The 15,231-nt window shown below is 71.5% G+C and carries 14 protein-coding genes; 3 read left to right on the top strand and 11 right to left on the bottom strand.

All coding sequences use genetic code 11. The features are described 5' to 3' along the window. Window positions 1-210: 210 nt before the first annotated feature. Genes OHA65_RS26705 through ureA form a run of 4 tightly spaced genes read right to left on the bottom strand, consistent with a single transcriptional unit; the run spans window position 211 to window position 4,395 of the window. Window positions 211-819 (bottom strand): TetR/AcrR family transcriptional regulator, encoded by a 609-nt coding sequence (locus OHA65_RS26705; RefSeq protein ID WP_327278737.1) that lies wholly within the window; start codon window positions 817-819, stop codon window positions 211-213. Window positions 820-848: 29 nt separating this feature from the next. After that, on the bottom strand, window positions 849-1,886 hold the full coding sequence (locus OHA65_RS26700) for an agmatine deiminase family protein (protein WP_327278736.1): 1,038 nt from the start codon (window positions 1,884-1,886) through the stop codon (window positions 849-851). Window positions 1,887-1,930: 44 nt separating this feature from the next. Further along, entirely contained in the window at window positions 1,931-3,613 is a 1,683-nt protein-coding gene (locus tag OHA65_RS26695) for an urease subunit alpha (protein WP_405759276.1), read from the bottom strand. A 47-nt stretch (window positions 3,614-3,660) separates the two neighbouring features. Next, on the bottom strand, window positions 3,661-4,395 hold the full coding sequence (gene ureA, locus OHA65_RS26690; protein WP_327278734.1) for an urease subunit gamma: 735 nt from the start codon (window positions 4,393-4,395) through the stop codon (window positions 3,661-3,663). Window positions 4,396-4,551: 156 nt separating this feature from the next. Here ureA and OHA65_RS26685 point away from each other — a divergent pair, with 156 nt between their 5' ends. After that, window positions 4,552-5,997: a cytosine permease gene (locus tag OHA65_RS26685; RefSeq protein WP_327278733.1), complete on the top strand. Its 1,446-nt coding sequence runs from the start codon at window positions 4,552-4,554 to the stop codon at window positions 5,995-5,997. 84 nt (window positions 5,998-6,081) lie between these two features. On the opposite strand, the gene OHA65_RS26680 is transcribed toward OHA65_RS26685, so the two are convergent. The 5 genes from OHA65_RS26680 to OHA65_RS26660 all read right to left on the bottom strand — a co-directional run bounded on the left by OHA65_RS26680 (window position 6,082) and on the right by OHA65_RS26660 (window position 10,623). After that, the gene (locus OHA65_RS26680; RefSeq protein WP_327278732.1) at window positions 6,082-6,516 is read right to left on the bottom strand and encodes a hypothetical protein; all 435 of its coding nucleotides are present in this window, start codon (window positions 6,514-6,516) and stop codon (window positions 6,082-6,084) included. A 368-nt stretch (window positions 6,517-6,884) separates the two neighbouring features. Then, on the bottom strand, window positions 6,885-7,970 hold the full coding sequence (locus tag OHA65_RS26675) for a branched-chain amino acid aminotransferase (protein WP_327278731.1): 1,086 nt from the start codon (window positions 7,968-7,970) through the stop codon (window positions 6,885-6,887). Window positions 7,971-8,200: 230 nt separating this feature from the next. Further along, entirely contained in the window at window positions 8,201-9,241 is a 1,041-nt protein-coding gene (locus tag OHA65_RS26670; protein ID WP_327278730.1) for a 3-isopropylmalate dehydrogenase, read from the bottom strand. A 95-nt stretch (window positions 9,242-9,336) separates the two neighbouring features. Beyond that, window positions 9,337-9,465, bottom strand: coding sequence for a hypothetical protein (locus OHA65_RS26665; protein WP_327278729.1), 129 nt, complete (start codon window positions 9,463-9,465; stop codon window positions 9,337-9,339). 261 nt (window positions 9,466-9,726) lie between these two features. Next, window positions 9,727-10,623 carry a LysR family transcriptional regulator gene (locus tag OHA65_RS26660; protein WP_327278728.1) on the bottom strand — a complete coding sequence of 299 codons (897 nt, stop codon included), beginning with the start codon at window positions 10,621-10,623 and terminating at the stop codon, window positions 9,727-9,729. A 101-nt stretch (window positions 10,624-10,724) separates the two neighbouring features. Between OHA65_RS26660 and OHA65_RS26655 the strand changes: the two genes are divergently transcribed. Next, window positions 10,725-11,741: an NADP-dependent oxidoreductase gene (locus OHA65_RS26655; protein WP_405762558.1), complete on the top strand. Its 1,017-nt coding sequence runs from the start codon at window positions 10,725-10,727 to the stop codon at window positions 11,739-11,741. 119 nt (window positions 11,742-11,860) lie between these two features. Beyond that, a complete protein-coding gene (locus OHA65_RS26650) occupies window positions 11,861-13,891 on the top strand; it encodes a phosphocholine-specific phospholipase C (protein ID WP_405762556.1) in 2,031 nt (676 codons plus the stop codon). 16 nt (window positions 13,892-13,907) lie between these two features. On the opposite strand, the gene OHA65_RS26645 is transcribed toward OHA65_RS26650, so the two are convergent. Further along, window positions 13,908-14,471: a GNAT family N-acetyltransferase gene (locus OHA65_RS26645; protein ID WP_328763800.1), complete on the bottom strand. Its 564-nt coding sequence runs from the start codon at window positions 14,469-14,471 to the stop codon at window positions 13,908-13,910. Beyond that, window positions 14,468-15,175, bottom strand: a complete 708-nt coding sequence (locus tag OHA65_RS26640) for a tyrosine-protein phosphatase (protein ID WP_405762554.1) — start codon at window positions 15,173-15,175, stop codon at window positions 14,468-14,470. The genes OHA65_RS26645 and OHA65_RS26640 overlap by 4 nt, the downstream gene beginning before the upstream one ends. Window positions 15,176-15,231: the final 56 nt, after the last annotated feature.

Genomic DNA, 15,231 nt, shown 5'->3' with positions numbered 1-15,231 from the left:
GGTCCCCCAGCAGGAATGGAGCCGGGAAACGAAAAGACCCCTCGCGGGTGCGAGAGGTCTGCGCGCGGGTCTGGGGCACGATGGCCGCTGCCGCGAAGTTCTTCCACGGTTCAGCGGTCACTGCGGACCGGCGCGCTGCTGTCCATAATCATGAGCTGAGCAGGCACGTCCGCAGTGTGCCACACCGTCTCACCGCAAGAGCGGTGCGTCTCACGATACGAGAGCCTCATCGAGGAATTCCGAGACGTGGGCCAGGATGTCCGCCCGCCCTATGCCGGGCAGACCGACGGCGACCTGGATGCTGAACCCGTCGAGCAGTGCCCGCAGCCGGGCGCCGAAGCGGTCCGGGTCCACGGGCCGGAACTCCCCGCGCGAGATGCCCTCGGCGAGCAGGGCCACCAGGTCGCGGTGCCAGGCGCCCTCGATGGCGGCCTGGCGTTCGCGTTCCTGCGGGCCCGCGTTCTGCGAGCGGTTCCAGACCTCCAGCCACAGGGTCCAGTGCGGATCCCGGGCCCCCTCGGGCACGTACAGGTCCACGTACGCCTGGAGCCGCTCGCGCGCCGGTCCGCGGCGGGACAGCAGGGCCCGGCGCTTCGCGCCCAGGGCCGCCTCGCTCCACTCCAGCGTCTGCAGCAGGAGCTCGTCCTTGCTGCCGAAGTAGTAGAGGAGGTGGCCGCTGCTCATGCCGACCTGACGGCCCAGGCCGGCCATGGTCAGGCCCTCCAGGCCGCGCTCGGCGATCGTGGCCATGGCGGCGACGAGTACGTCCTCGCGCGGCGGCGCGTTCTTCCGCACCGCGCGCACTCCACCCGCCGCCATGGGCCACTCCTTCGTCGATCCGCCTCGGGTCAGACCTTCGGCTGCTGCTGGGTGATGCAGTGGATACCGCCACCCCCGGCGAAAATCGTACGTGCGTCAACGAGGGTCACGGTCCGCTCGGGGAACAGGCCGCGGAAGATCTCGGCGGCCTCCTCGTCGCGCGGGTCGTCGAAGGAGCACAGCACGACGCCGCCGTTGCACAGGTAGTGGTTGATGTAGGAGTAGTCCACCCACTCCCCGTCCTCCTCCAGCACCGTTGGCGCCGGGATCTCCACGACCTGGAGCTGGCGGCCCTGTGCGTCGGTGGACGCGCGCAGGATGGCGGCGATGGTCTTGCAGCGCTCGTGGTCCGGGTGGGCGGGGTCGGGCTGCGCGTGGACCATCACCACGCCGGGGCGGGCGAAGGCGGCCACGATGTCCACGTGGCCCTGCGTGCCGTAGGTGCCGTAGTCGCCGGCCAGACCGTAGGGCAGCCAGATCGCCTTGGTGGTGCCGAGGTGGGCGTGGACCTCCTCCTCGACCTGCTGGCGCGTCCAGTCGGGGTTGCGCCCGGCGCCCAGCTGCACGGTGTCGGTGAGGAGCACGGTGCCCTCGCCGTCGACGTGGATGGCGCCGCCCTCGTTGACGAGCGGGGTGCTGTACGTACGGGTGCCGGCGAGGTCCGAGACGTGCCGGGCGACCTTGGAGTCGTGCTCCCAGCGGGCCCACTCCTGGGCGCCCCAGCCGTTGAAGGTCCAGTCCACGGCGGCCAGCTCGCCGGCCTCGTTGGTGACGAAGGTCGGACCGATGTCGCGCATCCAGGCGTCGTCGAGCTCGCGCTCCACCAGCTCTACGTCGTCGCCGACGTGTCCGCGGGCGCTCTCGGCGTCACCGGGCGAGACGACCAGGGTCACCGGCTCGTACGCGCGCACCGCGCGGGCGACGGCGCCCCAGGCCTCGCGGGCCTCGGCGAGCTCCTGCGCGTTGGTGAAGGTCGGGTTGGGGCTCGGCCAAGCCATCCAGGTGCGCTCGTGCGGCATCCACTCGGCGGGCATCCGGAATCCGTGGGCGGCGGGCTTTGCAGTCATGGCAGGGGTCCTTAGGAGCTGTGCGCCAACAAGATGTACGGGCGTTACAAGAAGTACAGGCGGTTGAGGGAGACCGAGTCGGCCGCTTCGGAGCGCAGCGGATCACCGTCGAGGGTGACGAGGCCGCTGCGGGCGTCCACATCGACCGCGCCCACCCGGGAGTTCAGGAGGAGGTTGCCCGGGCCGATGCCGCGGGTCCCGCGGACGGCGACCCGGCGGCGGCGGGTCGGCATCTCGTCGCCGCCCAGGGCCGCCGCGGCGGCCGAGACGAAGGCGACGGAGATGTCGGCGGCGGTGGCCCCGTAGGAGCCGAACTGCGGGCCGAGGACCAACGGTTCGCAGGTGTCGGTGGCCGCGTTGGGGTCGCCCGTGACCCCGTAGGCGGGGAAGCCGGACTTGAGGACCAGCTGCGGCTTGGCGCCGAAGAACTGGGGGCGCCACAGCACGATGTCGGCGAGCTTGCCGACCTCGATGGAGCCGATCTCGTGGGCCAGGCCGTGGGCGATGGCCGGGTTGATCGTCAGCTTGGCCATGTAGCGCAGGACGCGGGCGTTGTCGTCGCCCTCGCCGTCACCCTCCAGGGGGCCGAGCTCGCCCTTCATCTTGGCGGCCATGGCGAAGGTGCGGCGGATGGTCTCGCCGGCCCGCCCCATGCCCTGGGCGTCGGAGGAGGTGATGCCGATCGCGCCCAGGTCGTGCAGGACGTCCTCGGCGCCCATCGTGCCCGCGCGGATCCGGTCGCGGGCCATGGCCGCGTCGCCGGGCAGGTCCGGCTTGAGGTCGTGGACGGAGACGATCATGCCGTAGTGCTCGGCGACCGCGTCCCGGCCGAAGGGGAGGGTGGGATTGGTCGAGGAGCCGATGACGTTCGGCACGCCGGCCATCTTCAGGACGTTGGGGACGTGTCCGCCGCCGCAGCCCTCGATGTGGAAGGCGTGGATGGTCCGCCCGTCCAGGACGCGCAGGGTGTCCTCGACGGACAGGCACTCGTTCAGGCCGTCGCTGTGCAGGGCGACCTGTACGTCGTACTCCTCGGCCACCCGCAGGGCGGTGTCCAGGGCGCGGGTGTGCGCTCCCATGTCCTCGTGGACCTTGAACCCGGACGCGCCGCCCTCGGCCAGCGCCTCCACCAGCGGCGCCGCGTCCGAGGAGGAGCCGCGGGCGAGGAAGCCGATGTTCACGGGCCAGGCGTCGAACGCGTTGAAGGCGTGCTTCAGCGCCCACGGGGAGTTGACCCCGACGCCCCAGACCGGGCCGAACTCCTGGCCGATGATCGTGGTGACGCCCGCGGCGAGCGAGGCTTCCATGACGCGCGGGGACAACAGGTGGACATGGGTGTCGACGGCACCGGCGGTGGCGATCAGGCCCTCGCCGGAGACGATGCTCGTTCCGGTGCCGACGACGACGTCGACCCCGTCGAGGGTGTCCGGGTTACCGGCCCGGCCGATCGCGTGGATGCGGCCCTCACGGATGCCGATGGAGACCTTGCGGATGCCGAGGACGGCATCGATGACGAGGACGTTGCTGATCACGACGTCGCAGGTCTCGCGGACGGCTGCGGCCTTCAGGTGCAGTCCGTCGCGGGCGGTCTTGCCGAAGCCGGCCAGGAACTCGTCGCCGGGCTTCTGGGCGTCGTGCTCGACCCGGACGGTGAGCCCGGAGTCTGCGAGCCGGACCCGGTCCCCGGCGCGGGGGCCGAAGACGGCGGCGTACTCGCGGGGGTCGATGTGCCGGCTGCCCGGCGCACAGTGGTCGCTGTGCCTGGTCTGCTTGCTCACGCCTGCTCTCCGTCCTCGTGTTCCGCGTCCTGGTCCGCTTCCTGGTCGGCTTGCGCGCCCTGGTAGCCGCAGGCCGCCGCCCTCGCCAGGGCGAGCGACTTGGCGCCGGGCGCGTCGAGCGGGCCGTCCACGAGTCCGGCGAAGCCGACGGCGATCCGGTCTCCGCCGATGGGGACCAGACCGACCTCGGCTTCCCCGCCGGGGTCGAACCGCACGGACGAGCCCGCCGGCACGCACAGCCGCATGCCGTAGGCCGCGGCCCGGTCGAAGTCGAGGCGGGGGTTGGCCTCGAAGAAGTGGAAGTGGGAGGTGACGCTCACCGGCACGGAGGCCGTGTTGCGCACGTGCACGTGCAACGCCGGCTCCGGCTGGGGGGCGCCGGGGCCGGGTACGACCGCCCCGGGGGCGTCGTCGCCGAGCCGCACCGCGCCCTGGATCGGCGCCGAGACCACCGCGAGGCGGGAGCCGTCGTCGAAGACGGCCTCCACGTGTACCTCGGTGACCACGTCGGCGACGCCGGGCAGCACATCGCCGGGGCCCAACACGCTGCGGGCCTCCTCGATGGCCTCCGCCAGCCGCTTGCCGTCGCGCGCGGCCTCGCAGACCGTGTCCGCGATCAGCGCGGTGGCCTCCGGGACGTTGAGCCTCAGTCCGCGGGACCGCCGGGCCCTGGCCAGTTCCGCGGCGCTGCGCAGCAGCAGCCGGTCGCGCTCCGTAGGGGTCAGCCGCACGCCGATCCACCACCTTTTGAGTCGATGGGTTAGAGCATCACTCTAACTCTTCATTTCCCTGCAATGAAGCATTGACCTGGGACCAGGGGTTAGGTCACATTGAGTGTCGCTCAAACAAATGCGAACCACCCCCCGCCCTGCCAAGGGAGTCCCCCCATGCCCATCGAACAGCGCGGAGTCGACACCATCCCGGAGGAGGAGCGGACGAGCGGTCCCCGTGACCTGATCTCGATCCTGCTCGGCTCGAACCTCTGCCTCGGGGTCATCGTGTTCGGCTGGCTGCCCCCGTCCTTCGGACTGGGCCTGTGGCCCTCGGTCACCGCCATCGTGACCGGCACGCTGGTCGGCATCGCCTTCACCGCGCCGCTGGCGCTGGTGTCCCTGCGCACGGCGACCAACCTCTCCACCTCCAGCGGCGCCCAGTTCGGCGTGCGCGGCCGGCTCGTCGGCTCGGTCGTCGGCCTGCTGCTCGCCCTCGGCTACACCGCGCTCACCCTGTGGATCGGCGGCGACGTGATGGTCGGCGCCCTGTCCCGGCTCCTGGGGCTGCCGGACACCGGTGTCACGCGGGCCGTGATGTACGGCGTACTCGCGGCCTTCACCGTGGTCGGGGCGGTCTTCGGCTACCGGCTGCTGCTCCGCCTGAGCAAGGTCCTGTCCATCGGCATGGTGGTCCTGCTCGCCGTGGGCGTCTACGCGTACGCCCCCGACTTCACCACCGCCGCCCCGCCGGACACCTCGTACCTGCTCGGCTCCTTCTGGCCGACCTGGCTGCTCGCCGCCGTCGCCGCCGGGCTCAGCGGCCCCGTCGCCTTCATCACCCTGCTCGGCGACTACACCCGCTACATCTCCCCCCGCAAGCACGGCTCCCGCAAGGTGTTCTGGGCCACCGGGTTCGGCCTGCTGATCGGTCTGCTGATCCCGCAGCTGTTCGGCACCTACACCGCGCTCGCCGCCAAGGCCGGCGCCGACTACGCCGGACCGCTCGTCGACGCCGCGCCGTTCTGGTACCTGGTCCCGCTGCTCGCCGCCGCCGCGGCCGGCTCGGTGGGCAACGCCGGGCTGATGCTCTACTCGATGGGCCTCGACCTCGACGCCATCGTGCCCCGGGCCACCCGGGCCAAAGCCACGCTGGTCGCCGCGGGCGTCGCCACCGCGTTCGTCTTCATCGGCTCCTTCGAGTGGGACGTACAGTCCGCGATGACCTCGTTCGTCCTGCTGCTGACCGCGATCGGCACCCCGTGGGCCGTGATCACCCTGATCGGCTACGTCCGCTGCCGCGGGCAGTACGACGCCGACGCCCTCCAGGTCTTCAACCGCCGCTCGGTGGGAGGGATCTACTGGTACCGCGCCGGCTGGAACGTCGCCGCGACGGTCTCCTGGGCCGTCGGCGCCGGAGTCGGCCTGCTCGCCGTGACGACCCCCTTCTACGAGGGCCCCCTGCTCGCCCTGACCGGCGGCGTGGACTGCTCCTTCGTCCTGTCCGGCCTGGCCGGCGGCCTGGTCTACACGGCCCTGACGTTCCGGACCGCGAGTACGGCCGCGGTCGTGCCTGCCGGCGCGAGCGACACCGCCGCCAAGGTCGCCGTCGCCGTCGACTGACGGCGGACGCCGGGACCGGTGCACGACGCGGGCCCCGGGGGGACGTCCCCCCGGGGCCCGCGTCGTCGGCGCCGCCGCCGAGCGCTAACGGCACTTCAGCGAGGTGGTCGCCTCGTTGGCCGCGGTGTCCAGCGCCTGGATCTGCGGCTGGAGCTGGGTCATCGCGTCCTTGCCCGTGGTGTCGCCGGGCAGGTCCTCGAAGGCCTTCTTGAGGCTCTCCGCGGCCGTCGTGACGGCGTCCTTCTCGGCCGACTTCAGTGCCGAAGTGGTCTCCTTGACCTTCTTCCAGTCCGCCTGGACGGCGTCGTACGCCGACTTCAACTGGTCCTTGGTGGCCGTGGCCGGATTCAGAGCCTTGAGCGCCGCGTTGTCCGACTTCAACTGGACCAGGTTGGTGCACAGTGCGGCGCTGGCCGACGAGGCTGCCTCCTGCGGCGTCGTGTCATCGCCGCTGGAGCATGCCGAGGCGCCGAGTACCACGGCCGCGCAGAGCAGGCCGGATGCAACGAACCGCTTCATGGGGATCCGCCTTTCCGCCGGCAGGAGCCGCCGGCGCACGAGAGATTCACCCCGGTGGGAGGGGCGTACCGGGCCACCCGGGCCGGTGTCCGGCGCCGGAGGGGCAGGCGCGACCAAATTCGCACGCCGGTGTGCACCCCGCATCCGCGCACGAGCGGGACGCCGCGCCCGTGCAGGGACGGTGCCGGGCCGAACGGCCGTGCGGGCCATGCCGTGCAGGGCCGTCGCACTGCGCGGCGGGCCCGGTCCGGGAGCGCCGTGCGGTTGCGCCGTACGGGTGGGACGGCCCGCGGACCCGGGCCCGGACGCACGAAGAGGCCCCGGCCTCGCGGCGGGGACCTCTTGTGCGGGGTGGGTGCGCGGCAGACCTAGCCGAGCGGGTGCATCCAGCCGTGGGCGTCGGCGGTGTGACCGGTCTGGAGGTCCAGCAGCGCCTTGCGGAGCTTCATGGTGACCTCGCCGGGCTCGCCGCTGCCCTGGGTCCAGTTCGCGCGCTCGGACTTGACCGAGCCGACCGGGGTGATGACGGCGGCGGTGCCGCAGGCGAACACCTCGGTCAGGGTGCCGTTCTCGTTGTCGCGCTTCCAGTCCTCGGTGGAGATGCGTCCCTCCTCGGCGGTGTAGCCGAGGTCGCGGGCGATGGTGAGGAGGGAGTCGCGGGTGATGCCCGGCAGGAGCGAGCCGGTCAGCTCGGGAGTGACGATGCGGTCGCCGTACACGAAGTACAGGTTCATGCCGCCCATCTCCTCGATCCAGCGGTGCTCGACGGCGTCGAGCCAGACGACCTGGTCGCAGCCGTGCGAGGCGGCCTGGGCCTGGGCCACGAGGGAGGCCGCGTAGTTGCCGCCGGTCTTGGCCGCACCCGTACCGCCCTTGACCGCGCGGACGTACTCCTCGGAGAGCCAGACGGAGACGGGCTTGACGCCGCCGGGGAAGTACGCGCCGGCGGGCGAGGCGATGACCATGAACAGGAACTCGTTGGCCGGGCGGACGCCCAGGCCGACCTCGGACGCGAACATGAACGGCCGCAGGTACAGGGAGGCCTCACCGGAGGAAGGCACCCAGGCGCTGTCCTGCTTGATGAGCGCGTCGCACGCCTCGATGAAGAGGTCGGCCGGCAGCTCCGGCATCGCCATGCGGCGGGCGGAGGCCTGGAAGCGCTCGGCGTTGGCCTGCGGGCGGAACGTCGCGACGGTGCCGTCGGGCTGGCGGTAGGCCTTGAGGCCCTCGAAGATCGTCTGCGCGTAGTGCAGGGTCATGTTCGCCGGGTCCATCGAAAGCGGCGCGTACGGGACCAGCTCGGCGTCGTGCCAGCCGCGACCCTCAGTCCACTTGATCGTCACCATGTGGTCGGTGAAGTGGCGGCCGAAGCCGGGGCTGGCCAGGATCGCCTCTCGCTCCGCATCGGACAGCGGGTTCGAGGAGGGCTTGAGCTCGATCGTGGGCGTCGTCATGAGTGCTTGTCCTTCACCGGTTTGTAGGGCGGACCGCGCTCACGGCGTACCAGGACGTCCGAGCTTCCCCGCATTCCGCGGTCTCGCGTTCGATTATCGCGCGCAAGATGCGTTCGGTGAAGCGGGGTGATTGCGGCCCAGGGAGATGGTGGCACCCGGGGCCGCACAGGAAAAGCCGCCGGGTGCGTTGGTCACGCGACCCGGCGGCTTCCTGAGGTGGAGCTGCCGGGTCAGCCGGCTACTCGCTCGGCGAGTGCGTCGCCGATCTGGTCGGTGGTGCGGAAGGTGCCGTCGCGCTCCGCGAGGTCGGCCGAGACCGCGTCCTCGATGCGGGCGGCCCGGTCCTCGTGGCCGAGGTGGCGCAGCAGGAGGGCCACCGACAGGATCGTCGCGGTCGGGTCGGCCTTGCCGGTGCCGGCGATGTCCGGGGCCGAGCCGTGGACGGGCTCGAACATGGACGGGAAGGTGCCGGTCGGGTTGATGTTGCCGGAGGCCGCGAGGCCGATCCCGCCGGTCACGGCGGCGGCCAGGTCGGTGAGGATGTCACCGAAGAGGTTGTCCGTGACGATGACGTCGAAGCGCTCGGGCTGCGTGACGAAGAAGATCGTCGCGGCGTCGACGTGCAGGTAGTCGGTGGTGACCTCGGGGTACTCCTGGCCGACCTTGTCGAAGATGTTCTTCCACATGTGGCCCGCGTACACGAGGACGTTGTTCTTGTGGACCAGCGTCAGCTTCTTGCGGGGGCGGGAGTTGGCCCGCTCGTACGCGTCCCGCACGACGCGCTCGACGCCGTACGCGGTGTTGATGCTGACCTCGGTGGCCACCTCGGCGGGGGTGCCGGTGCGCAGGCTGCCGCCGTTGCCGGTGTACGGGCCCTCGGTGCCCTCGCGGACCACGACGAAGTCGATCTCCGGACGGCCGGCGAGCGGGCTGGCCGTGTTGGGGAAGAGCTTCGACGGACGCAGGTTGATGAAGTGGTCGAAGGCGAAGCGGAGCTTCAGCAGCAGGCCGCGTTCCAGCACGCCCGACGGGACCGACGGGTCGCCGATGGCGCCCAGCAGGATCGCGTCGTGGTGCTTGAGGGCTTCGAGCTCCTCGTCCGGGAGGGTCTCCCCGGTGCGGTGCCAGCGCCGGGCGCCGAGGTCGTACTCCTTGGTCTCCAGCTTCACATCCTGGGGCAGGACCGCGGCAAGGACCTTGAGGCCCTGAGCCACTACTTCCTGGCCGATGCCATCACCGGGGATCACTGCGAGATTGATGCTGGTCGACATGTCGGAACCGTACTCCTCATCCCAGTCCTCAGACATATTGCGTCCACCATGTGGACGCAATATGTCGCTGGACCGGGCTTCGTCCTGCGCTCGCCTCAGTGGCCGGTCGAGCCGCCGTTGTCACGGCGGTCGAGGGCGCGCTGGAGGGCGGCGGCGGCGTTCTTGCGGTCGGCGTCGGCAGAGGAGGAGTGGCGGACGCGGCGGGTGGCGGTGGATGCGGTCATGGTGATCGACTCCTTGAGATCACGGCGTGGCGGGGCCACGGATGAGGGGTTCCTTCAAGGCGCCGGAAGAGGCGGGGAGCAGTGCGCCGCAGGGGTTGCCTGCCAAGGGGCGCGCGCTCTCGACCGCCATTCGCCGGATTGGCGAGACGTTCGGCTTCTACAAAGCTAGGGCAGCTCTCGTTGTATGTCTCCGCAATTACTCGGGCTTCCTACTATCTGAGACGACCAACCCCTCGGAAGGGACCGTTCCGGGTCTCCGATTCAGGCCGCCTCGGACCGAAGTTCCCTGATCAGAGCCCTGACGGCGAGGGTCGAGGCGGATTCCGGTGTGGTGACGTATCCCACGTGTCTCACCGGCCCCGAAGGGCCCAGTCCGGTGATGTCCACGGCGTCCGTTGCCTCGCGGAGCGACAGTGCGGGCAGGATCGCCATCCCGAGCCCGCGCCCGACCATGGTCAGCACCATCGCGTCGTCCTCCGCCTTGACGGTGGCGGGCGGCAGCCAGTCCTGGGCGGACCACCAGTCACGGGTGTGGGAACCACAGTTCTCGTCCCAGTCGAGCAGGGGCAGCGTCTTCGGGTCGGGGTGCCCGGCCGGATGGACCAGGGCGTACGCCTCCTCCACGAGCACCCCCGTCAGCAGTCCCGGCGGCGGCGGGTACCCGGGCCCGAGCGTGGCGAGGGCGAGGTCCGCGCGGCCGGCCGCCACCTCGCCGACCCCGCCCTCGCCGAGCTCGCGCACCACCCGCACCTCGGGCCGTAGTCCGGGGTGCCGGGCGGTCAGCCGTTCCAGCGTCGGGGGCAGCAGGTGCAGGGCCGCGCTGCGGAAGGCCGCGATGCGCAGCACCCCCGTCGCGCCGCCCCCGCCGGCAGCGCCCCCGCCGACGGCGCGCACCTCCGCGCCGAGGTGTTCGTACAGCCGCAGGATCCGGCGGGCGAGGGCGACGGCCCGCTCCCCCGCCGGGGTGGGCGAGGCGCCGGCGCGGCCGCGCTCGAAGAGCACCGCGCCGGTCTTCGCCTCGCTACCGCGCACGGAGTGCGAGACCGCGGACTGGGTGAGGCCGAGCCGGGCGGCCGCGGCGGAGAAGCCGCCGGTCTCCGCGACGGCGACCAGGACGCGCAGTTCGTGCGGAGCGAGCTCGGCCGTACTTCCCGACATGGGCGCTTCCACCTCGTTCTATGAGCGGTGTTCACGGATGTCCCGCTTCCATGAGCCCAACCCCCTGCCCGCGCGGGCCATTCCTTCCTAACGTCCTCGCCATGACCACGAACCAGACCGCCGTCGCAGTCCACCAGATCGCCCGCCCCACCGGCTTCCCCGCCGCGACCGACTTCGCGTACGCCGAGACCCCGGTTCCCTCCCCCGGGGCGGGCGCCGCCCTGGTCGAGAACCTGCTGCTCTCGGTGGACCCGTACCACCGCGGGATGATGGACGGCGGCGAGGGCGGCTTCGAGCTGAACACCCCGCTGGAGGGCCGGGCGGTGGGCCGGGTGGTGGCCTCCCGCGACTCCGGGCTGCGCGAGGGGGACCTGGTCTTCCACCGCGAGGGCTGGCGCACCCACGCCCTCGTCACGCTCGGCGCGAACGGCACCCGGAAGCTGCGCGGCCACGAAGGCGTCCCGCTGGAGGCGTACCTGGGCATCCTCGGCGGCACCGGCCTCACCGCCTACGCCGCGCTGACCCGGACCGCGGCCCTGCGCGAGGGCGAGGACCTCTTCGTCTCCGCCGCCGCGGGCGGGGTCGGCACCGCGACCGGCCACATCGCGCGGCTGCTGGGCGCCCGCCGGATCATCGGCAGCGCGGGCTCCACGGCGAAGGTCCGCCACCTCACCGGCGCGCTCGGCTTCGACGCGGCGTTCGACTACCACGACGGGCCGGTCGGCGAGCTGCTCGCGCAGGCCGCACCCGACGGCATCGACGTGTACGTGGACAACGTGGGCGGGGACCACCTGGCGGGGGCCATCGACGTACTGCGCGAGTACGGACGGATCGCCTGGGTCGGCGGGATCTCGATGTACAACGGGGACCGCTCGCCGGCCGCTCCCCGCAACCTCTTCGAGGTCGTCCACAAGTCACTGCGCCTGGAAGGGGTATTGGTTCGAAATCACACCAATCTGCAGGATGAACTGGAAGACTTCCTGGTCCCCCATCTGCGCAGCGGCCACATAAGCATGGACACCACCGTTGCGCAGGGGATCGATCGCACGGTGGACGCCTTCCTCGGCATGCTCCGCGGCGACAATTTGGGCAAGATGCTCGTCCGTCTCGGGGACTGATTCAAGCCAACCGGATGTTCACCGTCTTCTTACCGCACGGATGTAGACCTTTGGCCCGGCGCCCGCCACCCTTTCCGTCGATGTGCCAGCGGGGCACTTGAGTTGGAGGCGAGTAGCCAGTGACACCGATCAGCCGCAGAGGATTCGTGGGAATCGGCGCCGGGCTGGTGGCCGGTGCCGCCCTGCCCGCGATCGCGCCGACGTCGGCGGCCGCGGCCGCCGCGAGCGGCACGATCACCGATGTGAAGCACGTGGTGATCCTGATGCAGGAGAACCGCAGCTTCGACCACTACTTCGGCAAGCTGAAGGGCGTCCGCGGCTTCGCCGACCGCGCCGCCGGGAACATCCCGGGCGGGTGGGGCACGTTCAACCAGCCCAACTGGGGCGGCCGCCAGTACCCGTGGAAGCTCAGCGCCACCCCGCCGGCCGGCGGGGTGGACGGCGAGACCCTCGCCCAGTGCAACGGCGACCTCCCGCACAGCTGGACCTCGCAGCACGCCGCCTGGAACAACGGCCGCATGGACAACTGGGTGTTGGGCGTCGGCAACACCCGCACCCTCGGCCACCTCGACCGCGGGGACATACCGTTCCACTACGGGCTCGCCGACAACTACACGATCTGCGACGCGTACTTCTGCTCCACGCTCAGCGCGACCGGCCCGAACCGCACCTTCCTGTGGAGCGGCAAGATCGACGCGGGCAGCAAGGACGGCGGCGACGAGTCCGGGCTGACCTGGGAGACGTACGCGGAAGCCCTCCAGCGGGCCGGCATGAGCTGGAAGGTCTACCAGAACGCCCAGGACAACTACGGCGACAACGGCCTGGCCTACTTCAAGAAGTTCACGGACTCGGCGCCCGGCGACCCGCTACGGGACCGCGGCATGGGCTCCGTCCCGAAGGTCACCGGCTCCACCCCCGACGACATCGCGGCCGCCATCCGCGCCGACGTCATCGCCGGCACCCTGCCCCAGGTCTCCTGGGTCGTCGCGAACGAGGCCTTCTCGGAACACCCGTACGCCCCGCCCGGCGACGGCGCGCACTTCGTGGACCTCGTCTACCGCGCGCTGGCCGCGAACCCCGAGGTCTTCGACTCCACCGTCCTCTTCCTGAACTACGACGAGAACGACGGCTTCTTCGACCACGTCCCGCCGCCCGTCGCCCCGCCCGGCACCCCCGGCGAGTACATCGACGGCACGCCGATCGGCCTCGGCTTCCGCGTCCCGATGCTCGTCATGTCCCCGTGGACGCGCGGCGGCTGGGTGAGCTCGGAGGTCTTCGACCACACCTCGGTGCTCCGCTTCATGGAGACCTGGACGGCGGCCCTCGGCACCCCGGCGACCTGCCCGAACATCAGCCCGTGGCGCCGCAAGGTGACGGGCGACCTGACGGGCGTCTTCGACTTCGCGCACCCGGTGTACGGGGTGCCGTCGGGACTGCCCTCGACCGCGAAAGTCATCGGCCAGGCGACCTGCGGCCCACTCCCCAACCCGGCGCCGCAGGACAACGCGCTCCCGGCGCAGGAGGCCGGGACCCGACCGGCGCGGGCCCTTCCCTACCAGGTGAACGGCAACCTGGACCGCTTCGAGTTCGGCACGGCCGGCAACATCCTGGCCTGGTTCTCGATGACCAACCAGGGAGCGCAGGCGAAGCGGGCGGCGCACTTCTCGATCCACCCGCACCAGTACCGGGACACTGCGGCCTGGCAGTACACGGTCGACCCGGGCGCGACGTCGACCGACTGGTTCAGCATCGGGCTCGGCAGCGGCTCCGGGAAGTACGACATCTCGATGTACGGGCCGAACCGCTTCCTGCGCCGGTTCATCGGCGATGCGTCGAAGGCGGGCAAGGCGATCGAGGTCGCGGCCCGCTTCGCCGTGGAGCCGGGCACGGGCAAGACCGCGATCTACTTCAAGATGACGAACGCGTCGGCCGCCCCCGTCACCTTCACCATCCGCTCCAACGCATACCGCTCGGACGGCCCGTGGACGTACACCGTCCCGGCGAACTCCTCGCGCGAGGACTTCTTCAACGCGGTCGCCTACAACAAGGGTTGGTACGACTTCACGATCCTCGCGGACAATGACGGCACCTGGTCGCGCCGCTACACGGGCCACATCGAGACGGGCGCGCCCAGCATCAGCGGCTCGTAGCGCCCGCCGGACGCGCCTAGAGCACGTCCCCGTTGCGCCAGTCGAACCACAGCCCCTCGGCGGGGTCCGGCAGGACCCCGCCGTCGGGCACCCACAGGTACGTCGAGCCCTCTTCCTCCGGGAGGGCCTGCGGCCCGGAGGGCGCGAGGGTGCCGACCCGCCCGCCCCACACGCTCCAGCCGCGGGAGGCGTACAGCGCGGCCCCCGCATCGGAGGCGGAGAGCGCGCCCAGTGCGTAGGCCCGGGCGATGACGGCCTCCAGCGCGGCCATGACCTGCCCCCCGAGACCACGCCGGCGCAGGTCCGACCGTACGGCCACGGCCTCGACGTATCCGGTCCGCAGGGCCCGCCCCGCATGCACCACCCGGCGCTGGACCACGCTCCCGTGCGCGATGAGCTCCCCGCCCTCGCGGCCCTCGCCGCCCTCGCGCACGAGCACGTGCATGCCGCCGAGGGCGTGCTCGAAGTCCTCCCCCGAGAACTCCCCGCCGAAGGCCCCGCCGAGCAGTTCCCGCAGCTCCCCTAGGACGCCCGGGCCGAGCTGCGCGGTATGGGCGAGGCGGGTGTGGAGGTCACTCATGCCCCCAGTCTGCCGCGCAGCCTGCCGAGTTCCGCATCACCCAGCCCACCCACCCGCAGGTACTCCTGCGGTTTGAGCCAGTCCGCGGCGGCCCGGGCCAGCTCGTGAACGGTGGTACCCAGGCCCGCCGTGTACTCCTCGATCTCCCGGCCGTCGTACGGGCGGCCCCGCGCGGCGTACATCGCGCGCACCCGCGGCTCGCTCAGCCCGTGGTCGGTGGCTATCTCCTCGGGGCTCGCGCCCATCAGCCTCAGCAGTACCAGGGCGATGATGCCGGTGCGGTCACGGCCCAGGGCGTAGTGGAAGGCCACCCCGCCCGGCGCGGCGTCCGCGACGGCCGCGGCGACGGCGGCCACGCGTTCGGGGAAGCGGGCGAGGAACGGCCGGAAGTATGCGGGCGTCCCGAAAGCCGGCGTCCCCCACCAGCGGTCCCAGAACTCCCGGTCCTCCAACCCGTCGAGGGGGATGCGGACGGTGTTCACGGCGGCCGGGCGGGGCGCGTGGTCCACGCCCGCCTCATCGTCGTTGCGCAGGTCGACGACGGTGCGTACCCCGTGGTCGACGAGACCGGTCCACCCGCGGGCGGTGAGCCGGTCCAGCGCGTCGGCGCGGACCAGCGCGCCGGGCCGGATCCCGCCGAGCCCGCCGAGGTCCCGCACGTTGAAGCAGCCCTCCCAGTCGAGGATTCGACCGGCGTTCGACATGTCCATAGCTCCCCCTGTCCGTACACATCGGGCAGAGGGTCATAACGGGCTGCTGG

This window comes from Streptomyces sp. NBC_00045, assembly GCF_045041095.1.
GTDB lineage: Bacteria > Actinomycetota > Actinomycetes > Streptomycetales > Streptomycetaceae > Streptomyces.
This window is presented reverse-complemented; position numbering and strand designations above follow the sequence as displayed.